The organism is Streptomyces sp. NPDC107581 (genome assembly GCF_055657175.1).
Genome location: NZ_JBVKBH010000006.1, coordinates 202326 through 219119, shown reverse-complemented (window position 1 = coordinate 219119; position 16794 = coordinate 202326). Strand labels below are relative to the sequence as shown.

General features: G+C 71.1%; 10 protein-coding genes. 7 read left to right on the top strand and 3 right to left on the bottom strand.

All coding sequences use genetic code 11. The annotated features are described in order from the left end of the window. Nucleotides 1-219 precede the first annotated feature (219 nt). Nucleotides 220-3267 (top strand): excinuclease ABC subunit UvrA, encoded by a 3048-nt coding sequence (gene uvrA, locus ACZ7P3_RS17165; protein WP_472082372.1) that lies wholly within the window; start codon nt 220-222, stop codon nt 3265-3267. Nucleotides 3268-3450: 183 nt separating this feature from the next. Here uvrA and ACZ7P3_RS17160 read toward each other — a convergent pair whose 3' ends face one another. After that, nucleotides 3451-4362 carry a carbohydrate kinase family protein gene (locus tag ACZ7P3_RS17160; RefSeq protein ID WP_472082370.1) on the bottom strand — a complete coding sequence of 304 codons (912 nt, stop codon included), beginning with the start codon at nt 4360-4362 and terminating at the stop codon, nt 3451-3453. After that, the gene (locus tag ACZ7P3_RS17155; RefSeq protein ID WP_472082368.1) at nt 4359-5588 is read right to left on the bottom strand and encodes a LacI family DNA-binding transcriptional regulator; all 1230 of its coding nucleotides are present in this window, start codon (nt 5586-5588) and stop codon (nt 4359-4361) included. Before ACZ7P3_RS17155 ends, ACZ7P3_RS17160 begins: the two co-directional genes overlap by 4 nt. Nucleotides 5589-6182: 594 nt before the next feature. Here ACZ7P3_RS17155 and ACZ7P3_RS17150 point away from each other — a divergent pair. Then, nucleotides 6183-6617: a Rieske (2Fe-2S) protein gene (locus tag ACZ7P3_RS17150; RefSeq protein WP_472082366.1), complete on the top strand. Its 435-nt coding sequence runs from the start codon at nt 6183-6185 to the stop codon at nt 6615-6617. Nucleotides 6618-6803: 186 nt separating this feature from the next. Here the strand turns inward: ACZ7P3_RS17150 and ACZ7P3_RS17145 are convergent, their stop codons facing one another. Next, nucleotides 6804-7751, bottom strand: coding sequence for a hypothetical protein (locus ACZ7P3_RS17145; protein ID WP_472082365.1), 948 nt, complete (start codon nt 7749-7751; stop codon nt 6804-6806). 433 nt (nt 7752-8184) lie between these two features. Here ACZ7P3_RS17145 and uvrC point away from each other — a divergent pair, with 433 nt between their 5' ends. From uvrC to ACZ7P3_RS17120, 5 genes are all read left to right on the top strand, one after another. After that, the gene (gene uvrC / locus ACZ7P3_RS17140; RefSeq protein WP_472082364.1) at nt 8185-10311 is read left to right on the top strand and encodes an excinuclease ABC subunit UvrC; all 2127 of its coding nucleotides are present in this window, start codon (nt 8185-8187) and stop codon (nt 10309-10311) included. Further along, the gene (rapZ, locus tag ACZ7P3_RS17135) at nt 10308-11297 is read left to right on the top strand and encodes an RNase adapter RapZ (protein ID WP_472082362.1); all 990 of its coding nucleotides are present in this window, start codon (nt 10308-10310) and stop codon (nt 11295-11297) included. Before uvrC ends, rapZ begins: the two co-directional genes overlap by 4 nt. After that, complete coding sequence (locus tag ACZ7P3_RS17130) at nt 11294-12388, top strand: gluconeogenesis factor YvcK family protein (RefSeq protein ID WP_472082360.1); 1095 nt, start codon at nt 11294-11296, stop codon at nt 12386-12388. Before rapZ ends, ACZ7P3_RS17130 begins: the two co-directional genes overlap by 4 nt. Next, nucleotides 12379-13368 (top strand): DNA-binding protein WhiA, encoded by a 990-nt coding sequence (gene whiA / locus ACZ7P3_RS17125; protein WP_030642347.1) that lies wholly within the window; start codon nt 12379-12381, stop codon nt 13366-13368. Before ACZ7P3_RS17130 ends, whiA begins: the two co-directional genes overlap by 10 nt. Before the next feature lie 223 nt (nt 13369-13591). Beyond that, the gene (locus ACZ7P3_RS17120) at nt 13592-16546 is read left to right on the top strand and encodes a M14 family metallopeptidase (protein ID WP_472082358.1); all 2955 of its coding nucleotides are present in this window, start codon (nt 13592-13594) and stop codon (nt 16544-16546) included. The last annotated feature ends 248 nt before the right edge of the window (nt 16547-16794 follow it).

Here is a 16794-nt window from a genome sequence, read left to right as displayed (position 1 = left end):
ACCCTAGTCCCGCCACACCTTTGGGTGAAGGTGGTGAACCAGGCCCGCAAATCGAAAGCACGTGCTATATCGTCGAGGGCGGCGTCGGGCATGCTGGATGTCCGGGGGTTGTTATGCAACCGGGCAATCCGACCGGCGTTGTCAGTGGCTCCCCCTAGTCTCGAAGAAGCACGGGGGCTCCGGCCCCTGTCACTTCTCCCAAGAAAGGTGCGGACCGGCGTGGCCGACCGTCTCATCGTCCGTGGCGCGCGCGAGCACAACCTGAAGAATGTCTCGCTCGACCTGCCTCGTGACTCGCTCATCGTCTTCACGGGCCTGTCCGGGTCGGGCAAGTCCTCCCTGGCCTTCGACACGATCTTCGCCGAGGGCCAGCGCCGCTACGTGGAGTCGCTCTCCTCGTACGCTCGGCAGTTCCTCGGCCAGATGGACAAGCCCGACGTCGACTTCATCGAGGGCCTGTCCCCTGCGGTCTCCATCGACCAGAAGTCGACCTCGCGCAACCCGCGCTCGACGGTCGGCACCATCACCGAGGTCTACGACTACCTGCGTCTGCTCTTCGCGCGCATCGGCAAGCCGCACTGTCCCGAGTGCGGCCGACCCATCTCGCGCCAGTCGCCGCAGGCCATTGTGGACAGGGTCCTGGAGCTGCCGGAGGGGAGCCGCTTCCAGGTGCTCTCGCCGCTCGTGCGCGAGCGCAAGGGCGAGTTCGTCGACCTCTTCGCCGACCTGCAGACCAAGGGCTACTCCCGCGCGCGCGTGGACGGCCAGACCGTGCAGCTCTCCGAACCGCCGACCCTGAAGAAGCAGGAGAAGCACACCATCGAGGTGGTCGTCGACCGTCTCACGGTGAAGGACTCCGCCAAGCGCCGTCTCACCGACTCCGTGGAGACCGCCCTCGGCCTGTCCGGCGGCATGGTCGTGCTCGACTTCGTGGACCTCCCCGAGGACGACCCCGAGCGCGAGCGCATGTACTCGGAGCACCTGTACTGCCCGTACGACGACCTGTCGTTCGAGGAGCTGGAGCCCCGCTCCTTCTCCTTCAACTCGCCCTTCGGCGCCTGCCCCGAGTGCACCGGCATCGGCACGCGCATGGAGGTCGACCCGGAGCTGATCGTCCCGGACGAGGACAAGTCCCTGGACGAGGGCGCCATCCACCCCTGGTCGCACGGGCACACCAAGGACTACTTCGGGCGACTGATCGGCGCCCTCGCGGACGCCCTGGGATTCCGGACCGACATCCCCTTCGCGGGCCTGCCGCAGCGCGCCAGGAAGGCCCTGCTCCACGGCCACAAGACCCAGATCGAGGTCCGCTACCGCAACCGCTACGGCCGCGAACGCGTGTACACCACGCCCTTCGAGGGCGCGGTGCCCTTCGTCAAGCGCCGGCACAGCGAGGCGGAGAGCGACGCCAGCCGCGAGCGCTTCGAGGGCTACATGCGCGAGGTGCCCTGCCCCTCCTGCCAGGGCACACGCCTGAAGCCGATCGTCCTCGCCGTCACGGTCATGGACAAGTCCATCGCCGAGGTCTCCGCGATGTCGATCAGCGACTGCGCGGACTTCCTGGGCGAGCTGAAGCTCAACGCCCGCGACAAGAAGATCGCCGAGCGGGTCCTGAAGGAGGTCAACGAGCGGCTGCGGTTCCTGGTCGACGTCGGCCTCGACTACCTCTCCCTCAACCGCGCGGCCGGCACCCTCTCCGGCGGCGAGGCCCAGCGCATCCGCCTGGCCACCCAGATCGGCTCCGGCCTCGTCGGCGTTCTTTACGTCCTGGACGAGCCCTCCATCGGTCTGCACCAGCGGGACAACCACCGGCTGATCGAGACCCTGGTCCGGCTGCGCGACATGGGCAACACGCTCATCGTCGTGGAGCACGACGAGGACACCATCAAGGTCGCCGACTGGGTCGTCGACATCGGCCCCGGCGCCGGTGAGCACGGCGGCAAGGTCGTGCACAGCGGTTCCCTGAAGGAGCTGCTCGCCAACGACGAGTCGCAGACCGGTCAGTACCTGTCGGGCAAGAAGGCGATCCCGTTGCCGGACATCCGCCGCCCGCAGGACCCCTCCCGTCGGCTCACGGTGCACGGCGCCCGTGAGAACAACCTCCAGGACATCGACGTGTCCTTCCCGCTGGGCGTGTTCACGGCCGTCACGGGCGTGTCCGGATCCGGCAAGTCGACGCTGGTCAACGACATCCTCTACACGCACCTGGCCCGCGAGCTGAACGGCGCACGCAACGTCCCCGGACGGCACACGCGCGTGGACGGCGACGACCTCGTGGACAAGGTCGTCCACGTCGACCAGTCGCCCATCGGCCGCACCCCGCGCTCCAACCCGGCGACGTACACCGGTGTCTTCGACCACATCCGCAAGCTGTTCGCCGAGACCACCGAGGCGAAGGTCCGCGGCTATCTGCCCGGCCGCTTCTCCTTCAACGTCAAGGGCGGCCGCTGCGAGAACTGTGCGGGCGACGGCACGATCAAGATCGAGATGAATTTCCTCCCGGACGTCTACGTCCCCTGCGAGGTCTGCCACGGCGCCCGGTACAACCGGGAGACCCTGGAGGTCCACTACAAGGGCAAGTCCATCGCCGACGTCCTGAACATGCCGATCGAGGAGGCGACCGACTTCTTCGAGGCGGTCCCGGCCATCTCCCGCCACCTGAGGACGCTGAAGGACGTCGGCCTCGGTTACGTCCGGCTCGGCCAGTCGGCGACCACCCTGTCCGGCGGTGAGGCGCAGCGCGTGAAGCTCGCCAGCGAACTGCAGAAGCGCTCCACCGGGCGCACGGTCTACGTCCTGGACGAGCCGACCACCGGTCTGCACTTCGAGGACATCAGCAAGCTGCTCACGGTCCTGTCCGGCCTGGTCGACAAGGGCAACACGGTCATCGTCATCGAGCACAACCTCGACGTGATCAAGACCGCCGACTGGGTCGTCGACATGGGCCCGGAGGGCGGGGCCGGCGGTGGCCTCGTGGTGGCCGAGGGCACGCCCGAGGAGGTCGCCGGGGTCCCGGCCAGTCACACCGGCAAGTTCCTGCGCGAGATCCTCGGCGCCGACCGCATCAGTGACGCGGAGCCGGTGAAGGCGCCGCGCGGCGCGGCGGCCAGGAAGACGGCGGCAGCGAAGTCGACGGCGAAGAAGACGGTGACGGCCAGGGCCAACAACACGGCGACCAAGAAGGCCGCCGCGGCGACCAAGAAGGCTGCCACGGCCGCGAAGAAGGCGGCACCCGCGAAGAAGACGACGCGGGCCCGCAACACCTGAGAGCCGGCACGAGCACACCACGGACCGTGCTCTGACACGCCATCAAAAAAGACGGCGCCCCGCGGGAACTCCCCGCGGGGCGCCGCTCGTTCTCCCATCAGCCACCCTGGCCCTGCGGTGCGGCAGGCTGGACCGGTTCCGCGAACTGCGGTGTCCGGCTGCACCTTGACAACACCATCGAGATCACAGGTCGCCCAGCTCAGTCGCGTACGGCGGCTCCGCCCCCGCTCGTGAGCACGTGATCGCCGCCGCACGTGCCGCGAGCCGCAGCAGCCGCCGCCAGCCGTCCCCGCCCAGGCCGGCGAGGGCCTCCGGCGACAGCGCGTCCTGGTCGGACAGGCCGTGCAGCAGAGCCGCGTTCACCGTGTCACCGGCGCCGATGGTGTCCACGACCTCGACCTTCTCGCCCGGTACGGAGTACTCCGCGCCCTCCCGGGTGTGGACGGCAAGACCGTCGCCGCCCCGGGTGACCACGACGGCCGACGGTCCCGCGGCCAGCCACTCGCGCGGGGTGCCGCCCAGCCACTCGGCGTCCTCCGCCGACAGCTTCAGCAGCGTCACCGAGGGCAGCCAGCTCTTGAAACGCGCCCGGTAGGCGTCCGCGTCCGGGATCAGGCCGGCCCGGATATTGGGGTCGAGCGCGGTGAACAGGCCCTGTCCCGCAGCGGTCCGCAGCAGCTCCTCGTAGGCGCTCGCCCCCGGTTCCAGGACGAGCGAGCAGGTGCCGAAGGAGACCGCGCGGGTGCCCGCGGGCAGGCCGGCCGGGGCGGTGAACAGGCGGTCGGCGGTGCCGTCGACGTAGAAGGAGTAGGCGGCCGAGCCACCGGTGTCGATGGTGGCGACCGCGAGGGTGGTCGGTTCGGGGCCGCGCTGTACGCCCGACACGTCCACCCCCGCCCGCCGCAGCCCGTCGAGCAGAGCCTCACCGAAGGCGTCGTGCGACGTGCGGGAGCAGAAGGCGGTCGGGGAGCCCAGGCGGCCGAGGGCCACGGCGGTGTTGTACGGGCCGCCGCCGAGCGCAGGCCTCAGGTCCGCCAGAGCACCCGGGGCGTGCGGTACCAGATCGATCAGTGCTTCACCGGCGACGACGATCACAAGGCGGTTCCCTTCTCGGACAGCGTGGATGGTGCAGTGCTTCCGCCGGGCCCGTTCGGCCGGGGCCCGGCGGCCCCGTCCCGGTCTTCCGGGCACCCGCAGGAGGTGCGGTGGACGAAGGTGCAGGGCAGCCGCACGGTCCGGGCGGGCCGGTCCGGTGCGGCCAGCCGGTCCAGGAGCACCCGGACGGCCTGGGCGCCGATCTCCCTGCTGGGCTGGGCGATGGCGGTGAGACGGGGGGAGAAGAGGTCGGCCCAGGCGAAGTCGTCGAAGCAGCACAGGGCCATGTCCTGCGGTACGGCCAGGCCCTGCCGTTGCAGGGCGCGCAGGGCGCCGATGGTCATGGCGTTGTTGGCGGTGACCAGGGCCGTGGGCGGAGCCGGGAGGGAGAGCAGAGCGGCCGTGGCCTCCTCGGCGCCTGCCGACTCGGAGTTGCCGGACACCACGAGGTCCTCGTCGTGGGCGAGACCGGCGGCGACGAGAGCCTGCCGGTAGCCGGTGATCCGCTCGCTGGTGGTGCTGAGCCCGGGCAGCCCGGCGACCAGACCGATCCGCCGGTGGCCGAGCCCGGCGAGATGGGCGACGAGGCGGGCCATCGGACCGGCGCTCTCGGCACAGACCTGGTCGAACCAAGGCCCACCGGAAGAGGGCTGATCCGACGAGATCTTCTCGGACGAGACCGGGTCGGAAGAGGCCTGCTCGGACAAGGCCTGCTCGGACTGGACCTGGCCGGAAGGGAGCTGATCGTGGCACGGGCCGCTGGCGGCACGGTCGCCGGCCGAGAGCACACGGTCCAGGAACACCGTGGGCACGGAGTGGCGGCTGAGGTAGGCCACGAGGTCCTGCGGGTTCGCGGAGGGTGCGACGATCATGCCGTCCACCCGGCGCTCGTGGAGGAGCTGGACGACCTTCCGTTCGTGCGCGGGGTCGTCGTGCGGGTCGGCGATGAGCAGGCCGTAGCCCGCCTCCAGGGCGGCGGCCTCGACGCCCTGGAGGATCTCCGTGAAGTAGGGATTGCTGATCGCCGACACCGCGAGGCCGATGGAGCGGGTCCGGGAGGTCACCAGGGAGCGGGCAAGAGTGTTGGGCGTGTAGCCGAGGGCGTCGACGGCTTCCAGTACGGCCTGGCGGGTGTGGGGCAGCACCGGACGCGTGCCGTTGAGCACGTGGGAGACGGTCGCCACGGAGACTCCCGCGCTCCGGGCGACGTCCGCCATGGTGGGCATCGCGTTCCCCCTCACTGGACCGGCCGACCGCGCTGGACCGGCCGACTGCTCGACTGCCCGAACCCGCGCCCATGAGCCCCGGGCCCACGTGACCCGCGCCCGCATGAACCCGCGCCGGTACGGCTCGCACCCAGGCGACCCGCGCCCGCCCGGCGGCTCGGCTGCTGGCACCGCGTGATTGAGCCGCTGTGGGCTTCACCGCGGGAAGGTACCCCATCCAAAGGGCGCGCGTAAACGCTTACGCAAACGTTTACGCGCAGTCCTTCGCACCCACCATCCGCTACCCCTGCCCGCTCCTTCCCCCCGCTCTCTGCCGGCCCGCTTTCGTCCCCGGTCTCGGCCCCCACCCAGCCTTCGGCTTCCACCCCGCCTTCGGCCCCACCCAGCCTTCGGCTTCCACCCCGCCTTCGGCCCCACCCAGCCTTCGGCTTCCACCCCGCCTTCGGCTTCCACTCACAGCCCTGCCCCACCCCGCCCCCGCCTCGGCCGCACCCGTGGCCCCGCCCTCGGCTCGGCCCCACCCGGTCGCCCGCCCGTACTGCCCGGGTATCGTCGGCCTGCATACCCCCCTGACCAGTGGAGACGGAGTCCCTGATGTCCGCCCGACCGTCCCGTCCGTCTACGAGTCGCCGTACCGTCCTGCGAGGAGCCGCCGTGGCCCCGGTCGCCGGGCTCGGACTGGCCGCCTGCTCGGCCCCCGGCGGCGCCTTGGCCGCCGCGACCCCGACCGCGCCGGTCGACCTCGGTGCCGAGAGCGAGGTCGCCAAGGGCGGTGCCAAGCTCTACCGGGACCACAACGTGGTGGTGAGCCGGGACGGAAGCGGGGCCCTCAAGGCGTACAGCACCATCTGCACGCACGCGGGGTGCCCCATCAACAAGCTCCAGGGGACCACCCTGGTCTGCCCCTGCCACGGCAGTCAGTTCGACGCCGTGACCGGCAAGGTGGTCCAGGCGCCGGCCACCGAGCCGTTGAACGAGCTGCCCGTGAAGACCGCGGGCGGCAGGATCGTCGCCGGCCCGGGAGCCTGACCGGTCTCCTGCGGCCGAGAGCCGAGCTGTGTCCGTGGGTCAAGCTGTGCCCGTAGGCCGAGCTGCGGCCGAGAGCCGAGCTGTGGCCGTGGGCCAACCGCGTGCCGGGAGCCCAGCTGCGGTCGTGGGCCAGACCGCGGCCGAAAGCTGAGCTGTGGCGGCAGGCCGAGCCGTGTCGAGAGCGGCTCAATCCCAGTCCCAGGCGATCCCGAGCAGACCTGGCCGGATCCGGGGCTCGACCACGTGGACGCTGTGGTGCGGTCCGCTGACGGACAGCTCGTGGCGGCCGCTGCGCGGGGCCGCGGGCGAGTGCTGGGCGAAGCGATGGCAGCGGACCGGCAGCGCGGTGCCGTCGAAGCGCACCTGGAGCGCGTACTGACCGCCCGGAAAGCCGAAGCCGTGGACGTACTCGTGCGAGACCCCGGCCGTGCCGTCCTCGACGCCGTACCGGAAGAGGAAGGTGTCGCCGGAGCGCAGCCGGGTGCCGAAGAGGAGCTCGGCCACCAGCACACCGGTGTCCTGGTCCAGGCGGACCCGTCCCGTGCGGCAGTTCTCCAGGGCGTGCACCGTCATCGCGTGAGGGCTGCAACCGGGGTCGCCGTGGTGAACGGCGACGAAGCGGTCGACGCCGTCGCGGTGGGCCCGCACGATGTGGTGGGACTCGCGGCCCGCCAGCTGGCGGCGGGCACCGATCCGGACCCGTTCGTGGTGGCCCAGGGTGTGCAGTCCGCCGTCCAGGGACCAGCCCAGGTCGGTCTGGAGCCGGTTCAGGACGTCGGAGGCCTCGACCAGGGAACGGTACGAGCGGCCCGAGGCGCGGCCGGTGGCAGCGCCTTCGCCGGACTCCGTGAGCAGCCTGATCAGGGACTCGTCCGGCAGCTGGAGGATCTCCTCCAGGGCCCGCACGGCCCGCAGCGACTCCGGTCGCTGCGGGCGGCGGGCGCCCTGCTGCCAGTAACTCAGGCTGGTCACACCGACCTTGACCCCGTGGCGCGAGAGATGGTGCTGCACGCGCTGCAGCGGCAGTCCCCGGGCGGCGATCGCGGCGCGCAGCGCCACGTGGAAGGGGCCACCGCGCAGGGCCGTGTCCAGTTCCGCGGTGGGGACGTCCGCGTGCTCTATGGCGTGCAACATGCACAGGGGCCTTTCTGCGAGATGTCACGACGGCTGGTCAGACCGTTGGAGCGGGTCTGCGGGGCCACCCCCGTGGGCGCCGGGCGCCCATGCACGTGTCGCCGCGCACGTACGCCGGCGTCCACGGCCCCGAGTTCCCCCGCATTGAAGCGTGTTGACCAGACCCCGACAACACCTCGGACCCGGTCACGGCGTCTTCCTGGCCGAGCGGCGACCCCCGTACGTACGGGCCGGGGCCGGTGCCGCCCGTGTCATCGCCCGCCGGGGTGTGCCGCCGCACGGGTCCGAAGGGGTGCGGCATGGCCGGAATGCTGCACCACGGGGGTGCGCGGCGTGGGGACGCGGCCGACGGGCGCCGGACCGGGCGGCCGCGCCGGTGGGCGTTGTCCACAGGCCCGACGCGGTGTCGGTGCGCGCCAGTAGGGTGTGAGACATGGCCGATCCCTCCAGCTACCGCCCCAGGCCGGGTGAGATCCCGGACTCCCCGGGGGTGTACAGGTTCCGTGACGAGCACCGCCGGGTGATCTACGTCGGAAAGGCGAAGAGCCTGCGCCAGCGCCTGGCGAACTACTTCCAGGACCTGGCGAACCTGCACCCGCGCACCCGGACGATGGTCACCACCGCCGCGTCCGTGGAGTGGACCGTGGTGTCCACGGAGGTCGAGGCGCTGCAGCTGGAGTACTCCTGGATCAAGGAGTACGACCCCCGGTTCAACGTCAAGTACCGCGACGACAAGAGCTACCCGTACCTCGCGGTGACGATGAACGAGGAGTTCCCGCGCGTGCAGGTGATGCGCGGTCACAAGAAGAAGGGCGTCAGGTACTTCGGTCCGTACGGCCATGCATGGGCCATCCGGGACACCGTCGACCTGTTGCTGCGGGTCTTTCCGGTGCGCACCTGCTCCGCGGGTGTCTTCAAGAACGCCGCCCGCACCGGCCGCCCGTGTCTGCTCGGCTACATCGGCAAGTGCTCCGCCCCCTGTGTCGGCCGGATCACCCCCGAGGACCACCTGGACCTGGCCGAGGAGTTCTGCGACTTCATGGCGGGCCGCACCGGCACCTACCTCCGCCGGCTGGAGAAGCAGATGACGGAGGCGGCCGAGGAGATGGAGTACGAGCGGGCGGCCCGCCTGCGCGACGACATCGAAGCCCTGAAGAAGGCCATGGAGAAGAACGCGGTCGTGCTCGCCGACGCGACCGACGCCGACCTCATCGCGGTCGCGGAGGACGAGCTGGAGGCGGCCGTGCAGATCTTCCATGTGCGCGGCGGCCGGGTGCGCGGCCAGCGCGGCTGGGTGACCGACAAGGTCGAGGAGGTCACCACCGGCGCCCTCGTCGAGCACGCCCTGCAGCAGCTGTACGGCGAGGAGACCGGGGACGGCGTCCCCAAGGAGGTCCTGGTCCCGGCGCTTCCCGAGCCGGTCGAGCCGGTCCAGGAGTGGCTGACCGGCCGCCGCGGGTCGAACGTCTCGTTGCGCATCCCGCAGCGCGGTGACAAGAAGGCGCTCATGGAGACCGTGCAGCGCAACGCCCAGCAGGCCCTCGCCCTGCACAAGACCAAGCGCGCCTCCGACCTGACCACGCGCTCGCGTGCCCTGGAGGAGATCGCCGAGGCTCTCGACCTGGACAGCGCCCCCCTGCGGATCGAGTGCTACGACATCTCGCATCTGCAGGGCGACGACGTGGTCGCCTCCATGGTCGTCTTCGAGGACGGTCTGCAGCGCAAGAGCGAGTACCGCCGCTTCCAGATCAAGGGCTTCGCGGGTCAGGACGACGTGCGGTCCATGCACGAGGTGATCACTCGCCGCTTCCGGCGCTATCTCGCCGAGAAGGAGCGGACGGGGGAGTGGGCCGACGGCGAGAACACTCTCACCGACGGCCCCCTTACCGACGGCGACGGCCCCCTCGCCGATGGTGAGAGCCCTCTGGCCGACGGCGACCCGCTCACCGTCTCCTCCCTCAAGGACGACGACGGGCGCCCCCGGAAGTTCGCCTACCCGCCCCAGCTCGTCGTGGTCGACGGCGGTCAGCCGCAGGTCGCGGCGGCCCGGCGGGCGCTGGACGAGCTGGGCATCGACGACATCGCCGTCTGCGGGCTCGCCAAGCGCCTGGAGGAGGTCTGGATGCCCGGCGAGGACGACCCGGTGGTCCTGCCCCGCACCAGCGAGGGCCTGTACCTGCTCCAGCGCGTCCGCGACGAGGCCCACCGCTTCGCGATCACCTATCAGCGCACCAAACGCGCCAAACGCTTCCGCTCCGGCCCGCTGGACGACGTGCCCGGCCTCGGCGATACCCGCAAACAGGCGCTCATCAAGCATTTCGGCTCGGTGAAGAAGCTGCGGTCCGCCACAATCGAACAGATCCAGCAGGTGCCCGGCATAGGCCGCAAGACGGCCGAGACCATCGCCGCGACCCTCGCCCGGGCGGCCCCGGCCGCGCCCGCCGTGAACACGGCGACGGGAGAGATCATTGAGGACGAGGAACCCGATACGACGGGGGGTTCCTCGGGGGAGCCCGTAACCGCGGGCCTCCCGGACGAACGACGGGGGCAGGAGACATGAACGAGCACGACGCACAGCCAGCAGCGGACCGAGAACAGACAACCGCACAGGAACCGCAGCAAGCGGTCCAGGACGACGGAGCACAGGTGAACACGGACGCCGCACCGGCCGGCGCCCCCGAAGCGGCCATCCCCGAGCTGGTGATCATCTCCGGCATGTCCGGAGCGGGCCGGTCGACGGCCGCGAAGTGTCTGGAGGACCTCGGCTGGTTCGTCGTGGACAACCTCCCGCCGGCCCTGATCCCGACCATGGTGGAGCTGGGCGCCCGTTCCCAGGGCAATGTGGCGCGGATCGCGGTCGTCGTCGACGTCCGAGGCCGGCGCTTCTTCGACAACCTGCGCGAATCCCTCGCCGACCTCGCCACCCGGAACGTCACCCGGCGGATCGTCTTCCTGGAGTCCTCCGACGAGGCCCTGGTACGCCGCTTCGAGTCGGTGCGCCGCCCGCACCCCCTCCAGGGCGACGGCCGGATCGTCGACGGCATCGCGGCCGAGCGCGAACTGCTGCGCGAGCTGCGCGGCGACGCCGACCTGGTGATCGACACCTCCAGCCTCAACGTGCACGAGCTGCGCGCCAAGATGGACGCCCAGTTCGCCGGCGAGGAGGAGCCCGAGCTGCGGGCCACCGTGATGTCCTTCGGCTTCAAGTACGGCCTGCCGGTCGACGCGGACCTGGTGGCGGACATGCGGTTCCTGCCCAACCCGCACTGGGTCCCGGAGCTGCGCCCCTTCACCGGCCTCAACGAGGAGGTGTCGGCCTATGTCTTCAACCAGCCCGGCGCCAAGGAGTTCCTCGACCGGTACGCCGAGCTGCTGCGGCTGATCGCGACCGGGTACCGCCGTGAGGGCAAGCGCTATGTGACGATCGCCATCGGCTGTACCGGCGGCAAGCACCGCTCGGTCGCGGTGTCGGAGAAGCTCGCCGCGCGCCTCGCGGCCGAGGGTGTGGAGACGGTGGTCGTACACCGGGACATGGGACGGGAATGACGGAACGAACATCGCGGCTGAGCAGGCTGCGCCGGGTGGTGCCGGAGAGCCGCTCGAGCCGTGCCGCGGCCGAGTCGCGGGCGGCCCGCCCCGCCGAGGTCCGTGGCGGCCGGGCCCGCCGGCGCGGCGCCCAGCCCAAGGTCGTCGCCCTGGGCGGCGGCATGGGCCTGTCCGCCTCGCTCGCCGCGCTGCGCCGGATCACCGGCGACCTCACCGCCGTCGTCACGGTGGCCGACGACGGCGGCTCCAGCGGGCGACTGCGTGACGAGCTCGGTGTGCTGCCGCCCGGCGACCTGCGCAAGGCGCTGGCCGCGCTGTGCGGCGACGACGACTGGGGCCAGACCTGGGCCCGGGTCATCCAGCACCGCTTCACCTCCCAGGGCGACCTGCACGACCACGCGGTCGGCAACCTGCTCATCGTCGCCCTGTGGGAGCAGCTCGGCGACCACGTCCAGGCCCTGGACCTGGTCGGCAAGCTGCTCGGCGCCCACGGCCGGGTGCTGCCCATGTCCGCCGTACCGCTGGAGCTGCAGGCCCTGGTCAAGGGGCACGACCCGGCGCGCCCGGAGGACGTGGACACCGTGCGCGGGCAGGCGACCGTCGCCCTCACCCCCGGCGAGGTGCAGTCCGTGCACCTCGTGCCGCACGACCCGCCCGCCGTCCCGGAGGCCGTCGCGGCGGTCCTGGATGCGGACTGGGTGGTGCTCGGCCCCGGCTCCTGGTTCTCCTCGGTCATCCCGCACCTGCTCGTGCCCGAGTTGCTGGACGCCCTCACCGAGACCAAGGCACGCCGTGTGCTCTCCCTGAACCTCGCCCCGCAGCCCGGAGAAACCGAGGGCTTCTCACCGCAGCGTCATTTGGAGGTTTTGGGGCGACACGCCCCTAAACTCGCCCTGGACGTGGTGCTGGCCGACGAGGCCGCGGTGCCCGACCGCGACTCGCTCACCGAGGCCGCCAAGCGGCTGGGGGCCGCGGTCGAGCTGGCGCCGGTGGCCCGGACCGACGGCAGTCCCCGGCACGATCCGGAGCTGCTGGCCGCCGCGTACGACCGTATTTTTCGGATGCATGGAAGGATCGGCCCATGGCGATGACGGCAGCGGTGAAGGACGAGATCTCCCGGCTCCCCGTCACCCGGACCTGCTGCAGGAAGGCGGAGGTCTCCGCCATTCTGCGGTTCGCCGGCGGCCTTCATCTGGTGAGCGGGCGCATCGTGATCGAGGCGGAGCTGGACACCGCGATGGCGGCCCGCCGGCTCAAGCGGGACATCCTGGAGATCTTCGGCCACAGCTCCGAGCTGATCGTGATGGCGCCCGGCGGGCTGCGCCGCGGCTCGCGGTACGTGGTGCGGGTGGTCGCGGGCGGTGACCAGCTGGCCCGCCAGACGGGTCTGGTCGACGGCCGCGGCCGTCCGATCCGCGGTCTGCCCCCGCAGGTGGTCTCCGGGGCCACCTGTGATGCGGAGGCGGCCTGGCGCGGGGCGTTCCTGGCGCACGGCTCGCTGACCGAGCCCGGCCGCTCCTCCTCCCTGGAGGTGACCTGCCCGGGCCCGGAGGCCGCGCTCGCGCTGGTCGGTGCCGCCCGCAGGCTCTCGATCGCCGCCAAGGCCCGCGAGGTGCGCGGGGTGGACCGGGTGGTCGTGCGCGACGGGGACGCGATCGGCGCCCTGCTCACCCGCCTCGGTGCGCACGAGTCCGTGCTGGCCTGGGAGGAGCGCCGGATGCGCCGCGAGGTGCGGGCCACCGCCAACCGGCTCGCCAACTTCGACGACGCCAACCTGCGCCGTTCGGCTCGCGCCGCGGTCGCGGCCGGTGCCCGGGTCCAGCGGGCCCTGGAGATCCTCGGGGACGAGGTGCCCGAGCACCTCGCGGCCGCCGGGCGGCTGCGCATGGAGCACAAGCAGGCCTCTCTGGAGGAGCTGGGCGCGCTCGCCGACCCGCCGCTCACCAAGGACGCGGTCGCCGGCCGGATCCGCCGGCTGCTGGCGATGGCCGACAAGCGCGCCTCCGACCTCGGCATCCCGGGCACGGAGGCCAACCTCTCGGAGGAGCTGGCGGACAACCTGGCAGGCTGACCCGGCTGCCGTACCGGACGTGCCGGTGCGGCTGACCCGGCTCCCGTACCGGACGTGCCGGTGCGGCTGACCCGGCTGTCGTACCGATGTGCCGGTGCCGGCGCCCATTCGGGTGGTCGGCACCGGCGTTTGCGTGTCCATGAGGCGCCCTTGACTCGATCATGATGTGACATGAGCCTGGCAACCTGTTCGTCGCAGTGGCGAACCACCGCTAGGGGGGTTCATGAGACACAGAGCGAGATCGATCCTCGCTGTCGGCGCGCTCCTGATCGGGGCAGCGAGCCTTGCACCCATCGCCCAGGCGCAGAGCGGAAGTTCACCCCGTACCGACCCCGACGAGGTCAAGGTCTTCCGTGCCGACGTCACCCAGAAGCAGATTCCCCTGCTCCTCGAGGCCGGGCAGGACGGCCACGAACTCGGCGACCACGTGGCCCGGAAGGGGAAGACCGCCGTCGAGGTCTACCTCACCGACCGGCAGGCCGGAAAGCTGGAGAAGCAGGGTGTCACCCTCACCGAGCACACCCTCTCGGCCAAGACCGCGGCGCGCGTCGAGGTCGCCTCGCAGCACGTCTTCCGGCCCTACGGCGGAAGCGGCGGCCTCAAGGAGGAGGTCCTGCGGACCGCGCAGGCCAACCCCGGCCTCACCAAGGTCGAATCCATCGGCAGGACCGTCGACGGCCAGGACATCCTCGCGCTCAAACTGACCAGGAACGCGAAGCGGTCGAAGGACGGCTCCAGGCCCGCCGTGCTGTACATGTCCAACCAGCACGCGCGCGAGTGGATCACACCGGAGATGACCCGGCGTCTGATGCACTACTACCTGGACAAGTACACGACGGACCGGCGCATCAAGAAGATCGTCGACTCCACCGAGCTGTGGTTCGTCCTGTCGGCCAATCCCGACGGATACGACTACACCTTCAAGGACTCCACGACCCGCCTGTGGCGCAAGAACCTCCGCGACGTCAACGGCGACGGTGTCATCAGCACGGGTGACGGTGTCGACCTCAACCGCAACTTCGCCTACCGATGGGGCTACGACGACGAGGGGTCGTCCCCCAACCCGACCAGCGAGACCTACCGCGGCGCGAGCCCCGGTTCCGAGCCCGAGACCAAGGCCCTCGACGCCTTCGAGAAGCGCGTCGGGTTCACGTACGGCATCAACTACCACTCCGCCGCCGAACTCCTCCTGTACGGGGTCGGCTGGCAGGTCGCCACGCCCACTCCGGACGACGTGCTCTACAAGGCGCTCGCCGGCACCCCGGACAACCCGGCCATCCCCGGCTACCGCTCGCAGGTCTCCTCGGAGCTCTACACCACCAACGGCGAGGCGGACGGACACGCCGGGAACGTCAACGGCATGGCGATGTTCACCCCCGAGATGTCGACCTGCGAGACCGCGTCGAACGTCGACCCGAACGACGCCTGGAACCCCGACGACTGCCAGTCGGTCTTCAACTTCCCCGACGACGAGAAGCTGATCCAGCAGGAGTTCGAGAAGAACGTCCCGTTCGCGCTCTCCGTCGCCGAGACCGCCGTCCACCCCGACCGGCCGGTCTCCTCGGTCGGCCTGAGCGCCGCCGACTTCACCCCGGCCGCGTTCTCCACGTCGTACTCCCGCGGAGCCGACCAGCAGGTGTCCGTGGTCGTCCGCAGGGCCGTGCGCGACAAGGAACTCAAGTACCGCGTCAACGGCGGCCGCACCCGCGACCAGGCCCTGCGCCCCTGGAGGGGCGGCACGACCTACGGCGGCGCGGACAACCTCTACTTCGACGAGTACCGGGCCAAGGTGCAGGACGGCGAGCCGGGCGACAAGGTCGAGGTGTGGTTCACCGGCGAGACGAAGAGCGGCAGGAAGGTCTCCAGCTCCCGCTTCACCTACACCGTCGCCGAGCGGCCGAGCGCGGACACCCTCGTCGTCGCCGAGGAGGGCGCGGCCGCCGCACAGGCGCAGACGTACGTGGACGCGCTGAAGGCGGCCGGGCACAGGGCGATCGTGTGGGACGTGGCCACCCGGGGCGCCCCGGACGCGCTCGGCGTGCTCGGGCACTTCAGGACGGTCGTGCACTACTCGGGCGCGAGCGGCCCGGGCAACGCCACCCAGCTCCAGCTGCGCGCCTACCTCAACGAGGGCGGCCGGCTGATCGAGGCCGGTGAACTGGCCGGCGGCAGCGTCGACCTCGGCGACGGCACCCTGTCGGACGACTTCAGCCAGTACTACCTGGGCGCCTACTCGCGCACGTCGACGAAGGGGGCCACCGGCTTCACCGGCTCCGGTGCGCTCGACGGCTACACCGGCGTCCTCGGCGGCGCGCCCGGCAACCCGCTCGACAAGGCCGGTACCTACAGCGTCACCTCGGACGAGCTGCCCGCGGCCGGCTACCCGCAGTTCCGGAGCGCGGGTGCGGGCCGGTTCGCCGGGACCGTCAGCCCGTACGGCCCGTACGCCGGCTCCTCCATGGCCGCCGCCGTACACACCGACGACGCCTACAAGCGTCTCACCCGCACCATCGACCTCACCGGTGTCGCAGCCACCGCCAAACCCACTCTGCGCACCCAGCTGCTGTGGGACACCGAGCCCGGCTACGACCACGCGGTCGTCGAGATCCACACCGTCGGTGCCGACGACTGGACGACCCTCCCGGAGGCCGGCGGTGCCACGAAGACCGCCGTTCCGTCCGAGTGCGGAGCCGGGTTCCTGATCGGTGAGCACCCCTGGCTCAAGCACTACCTCACGCTCTCCGGCAAGGCCTGCACCGCGACCGGCACCACCGGTTCGTGGAACAGCCTCACCGGCAGCTCGGGCGGCTGGCAGCAGGTCAGCTTCGATCTGAGCGCGTACGCAGGGAAATCCGTCGAGGTCTCGATCAGCTACATCACCGACCCGGGCACCGGGGGACACGGCGTCCTCGCCGACGACGCCTCGCTCGTCGTCGGCGGCACGGCCAAGGAGACCGAGGGCTTCGAGACCTCCCTGGGTGCCTGGAGCGCGGCCGGGCCGCCCGCGGGCAGCCCGGCGGTCCTGAAGGGCTGGACGCGCACCGGAGCGCTCTTCCAGACCTACGGAGCGGTCACCACCAAGGACACCGTGCTGCTCGGCTTCGGCCTGGAACAGGTGCCCTCGGCGGCCGACCGGACGGCTCTGCTGAAGAAGGCGTTCGCCGCGTTCGGCGGATGAGCGGAGCCCCCGCTCGACAGGTGAGCGGGGGCCCTTCTCAACGGTGCGCGAAGACGGCACTCATCAGGTGAGCCGACCCGCTCACGAACGAGTGAAAAGAGCGTCAAGGCGCCCCGGCATTACGTATCAAATGACAGCGAAACGACCCCCGATCCGGGGCGGTCCGTACCCTACTGGCCGGTACGGACAGCCTGCCCGTGTATGCGGCATCTCGATGTCACTCAGGGGCCCCCAGAGGGGTAGGGTCG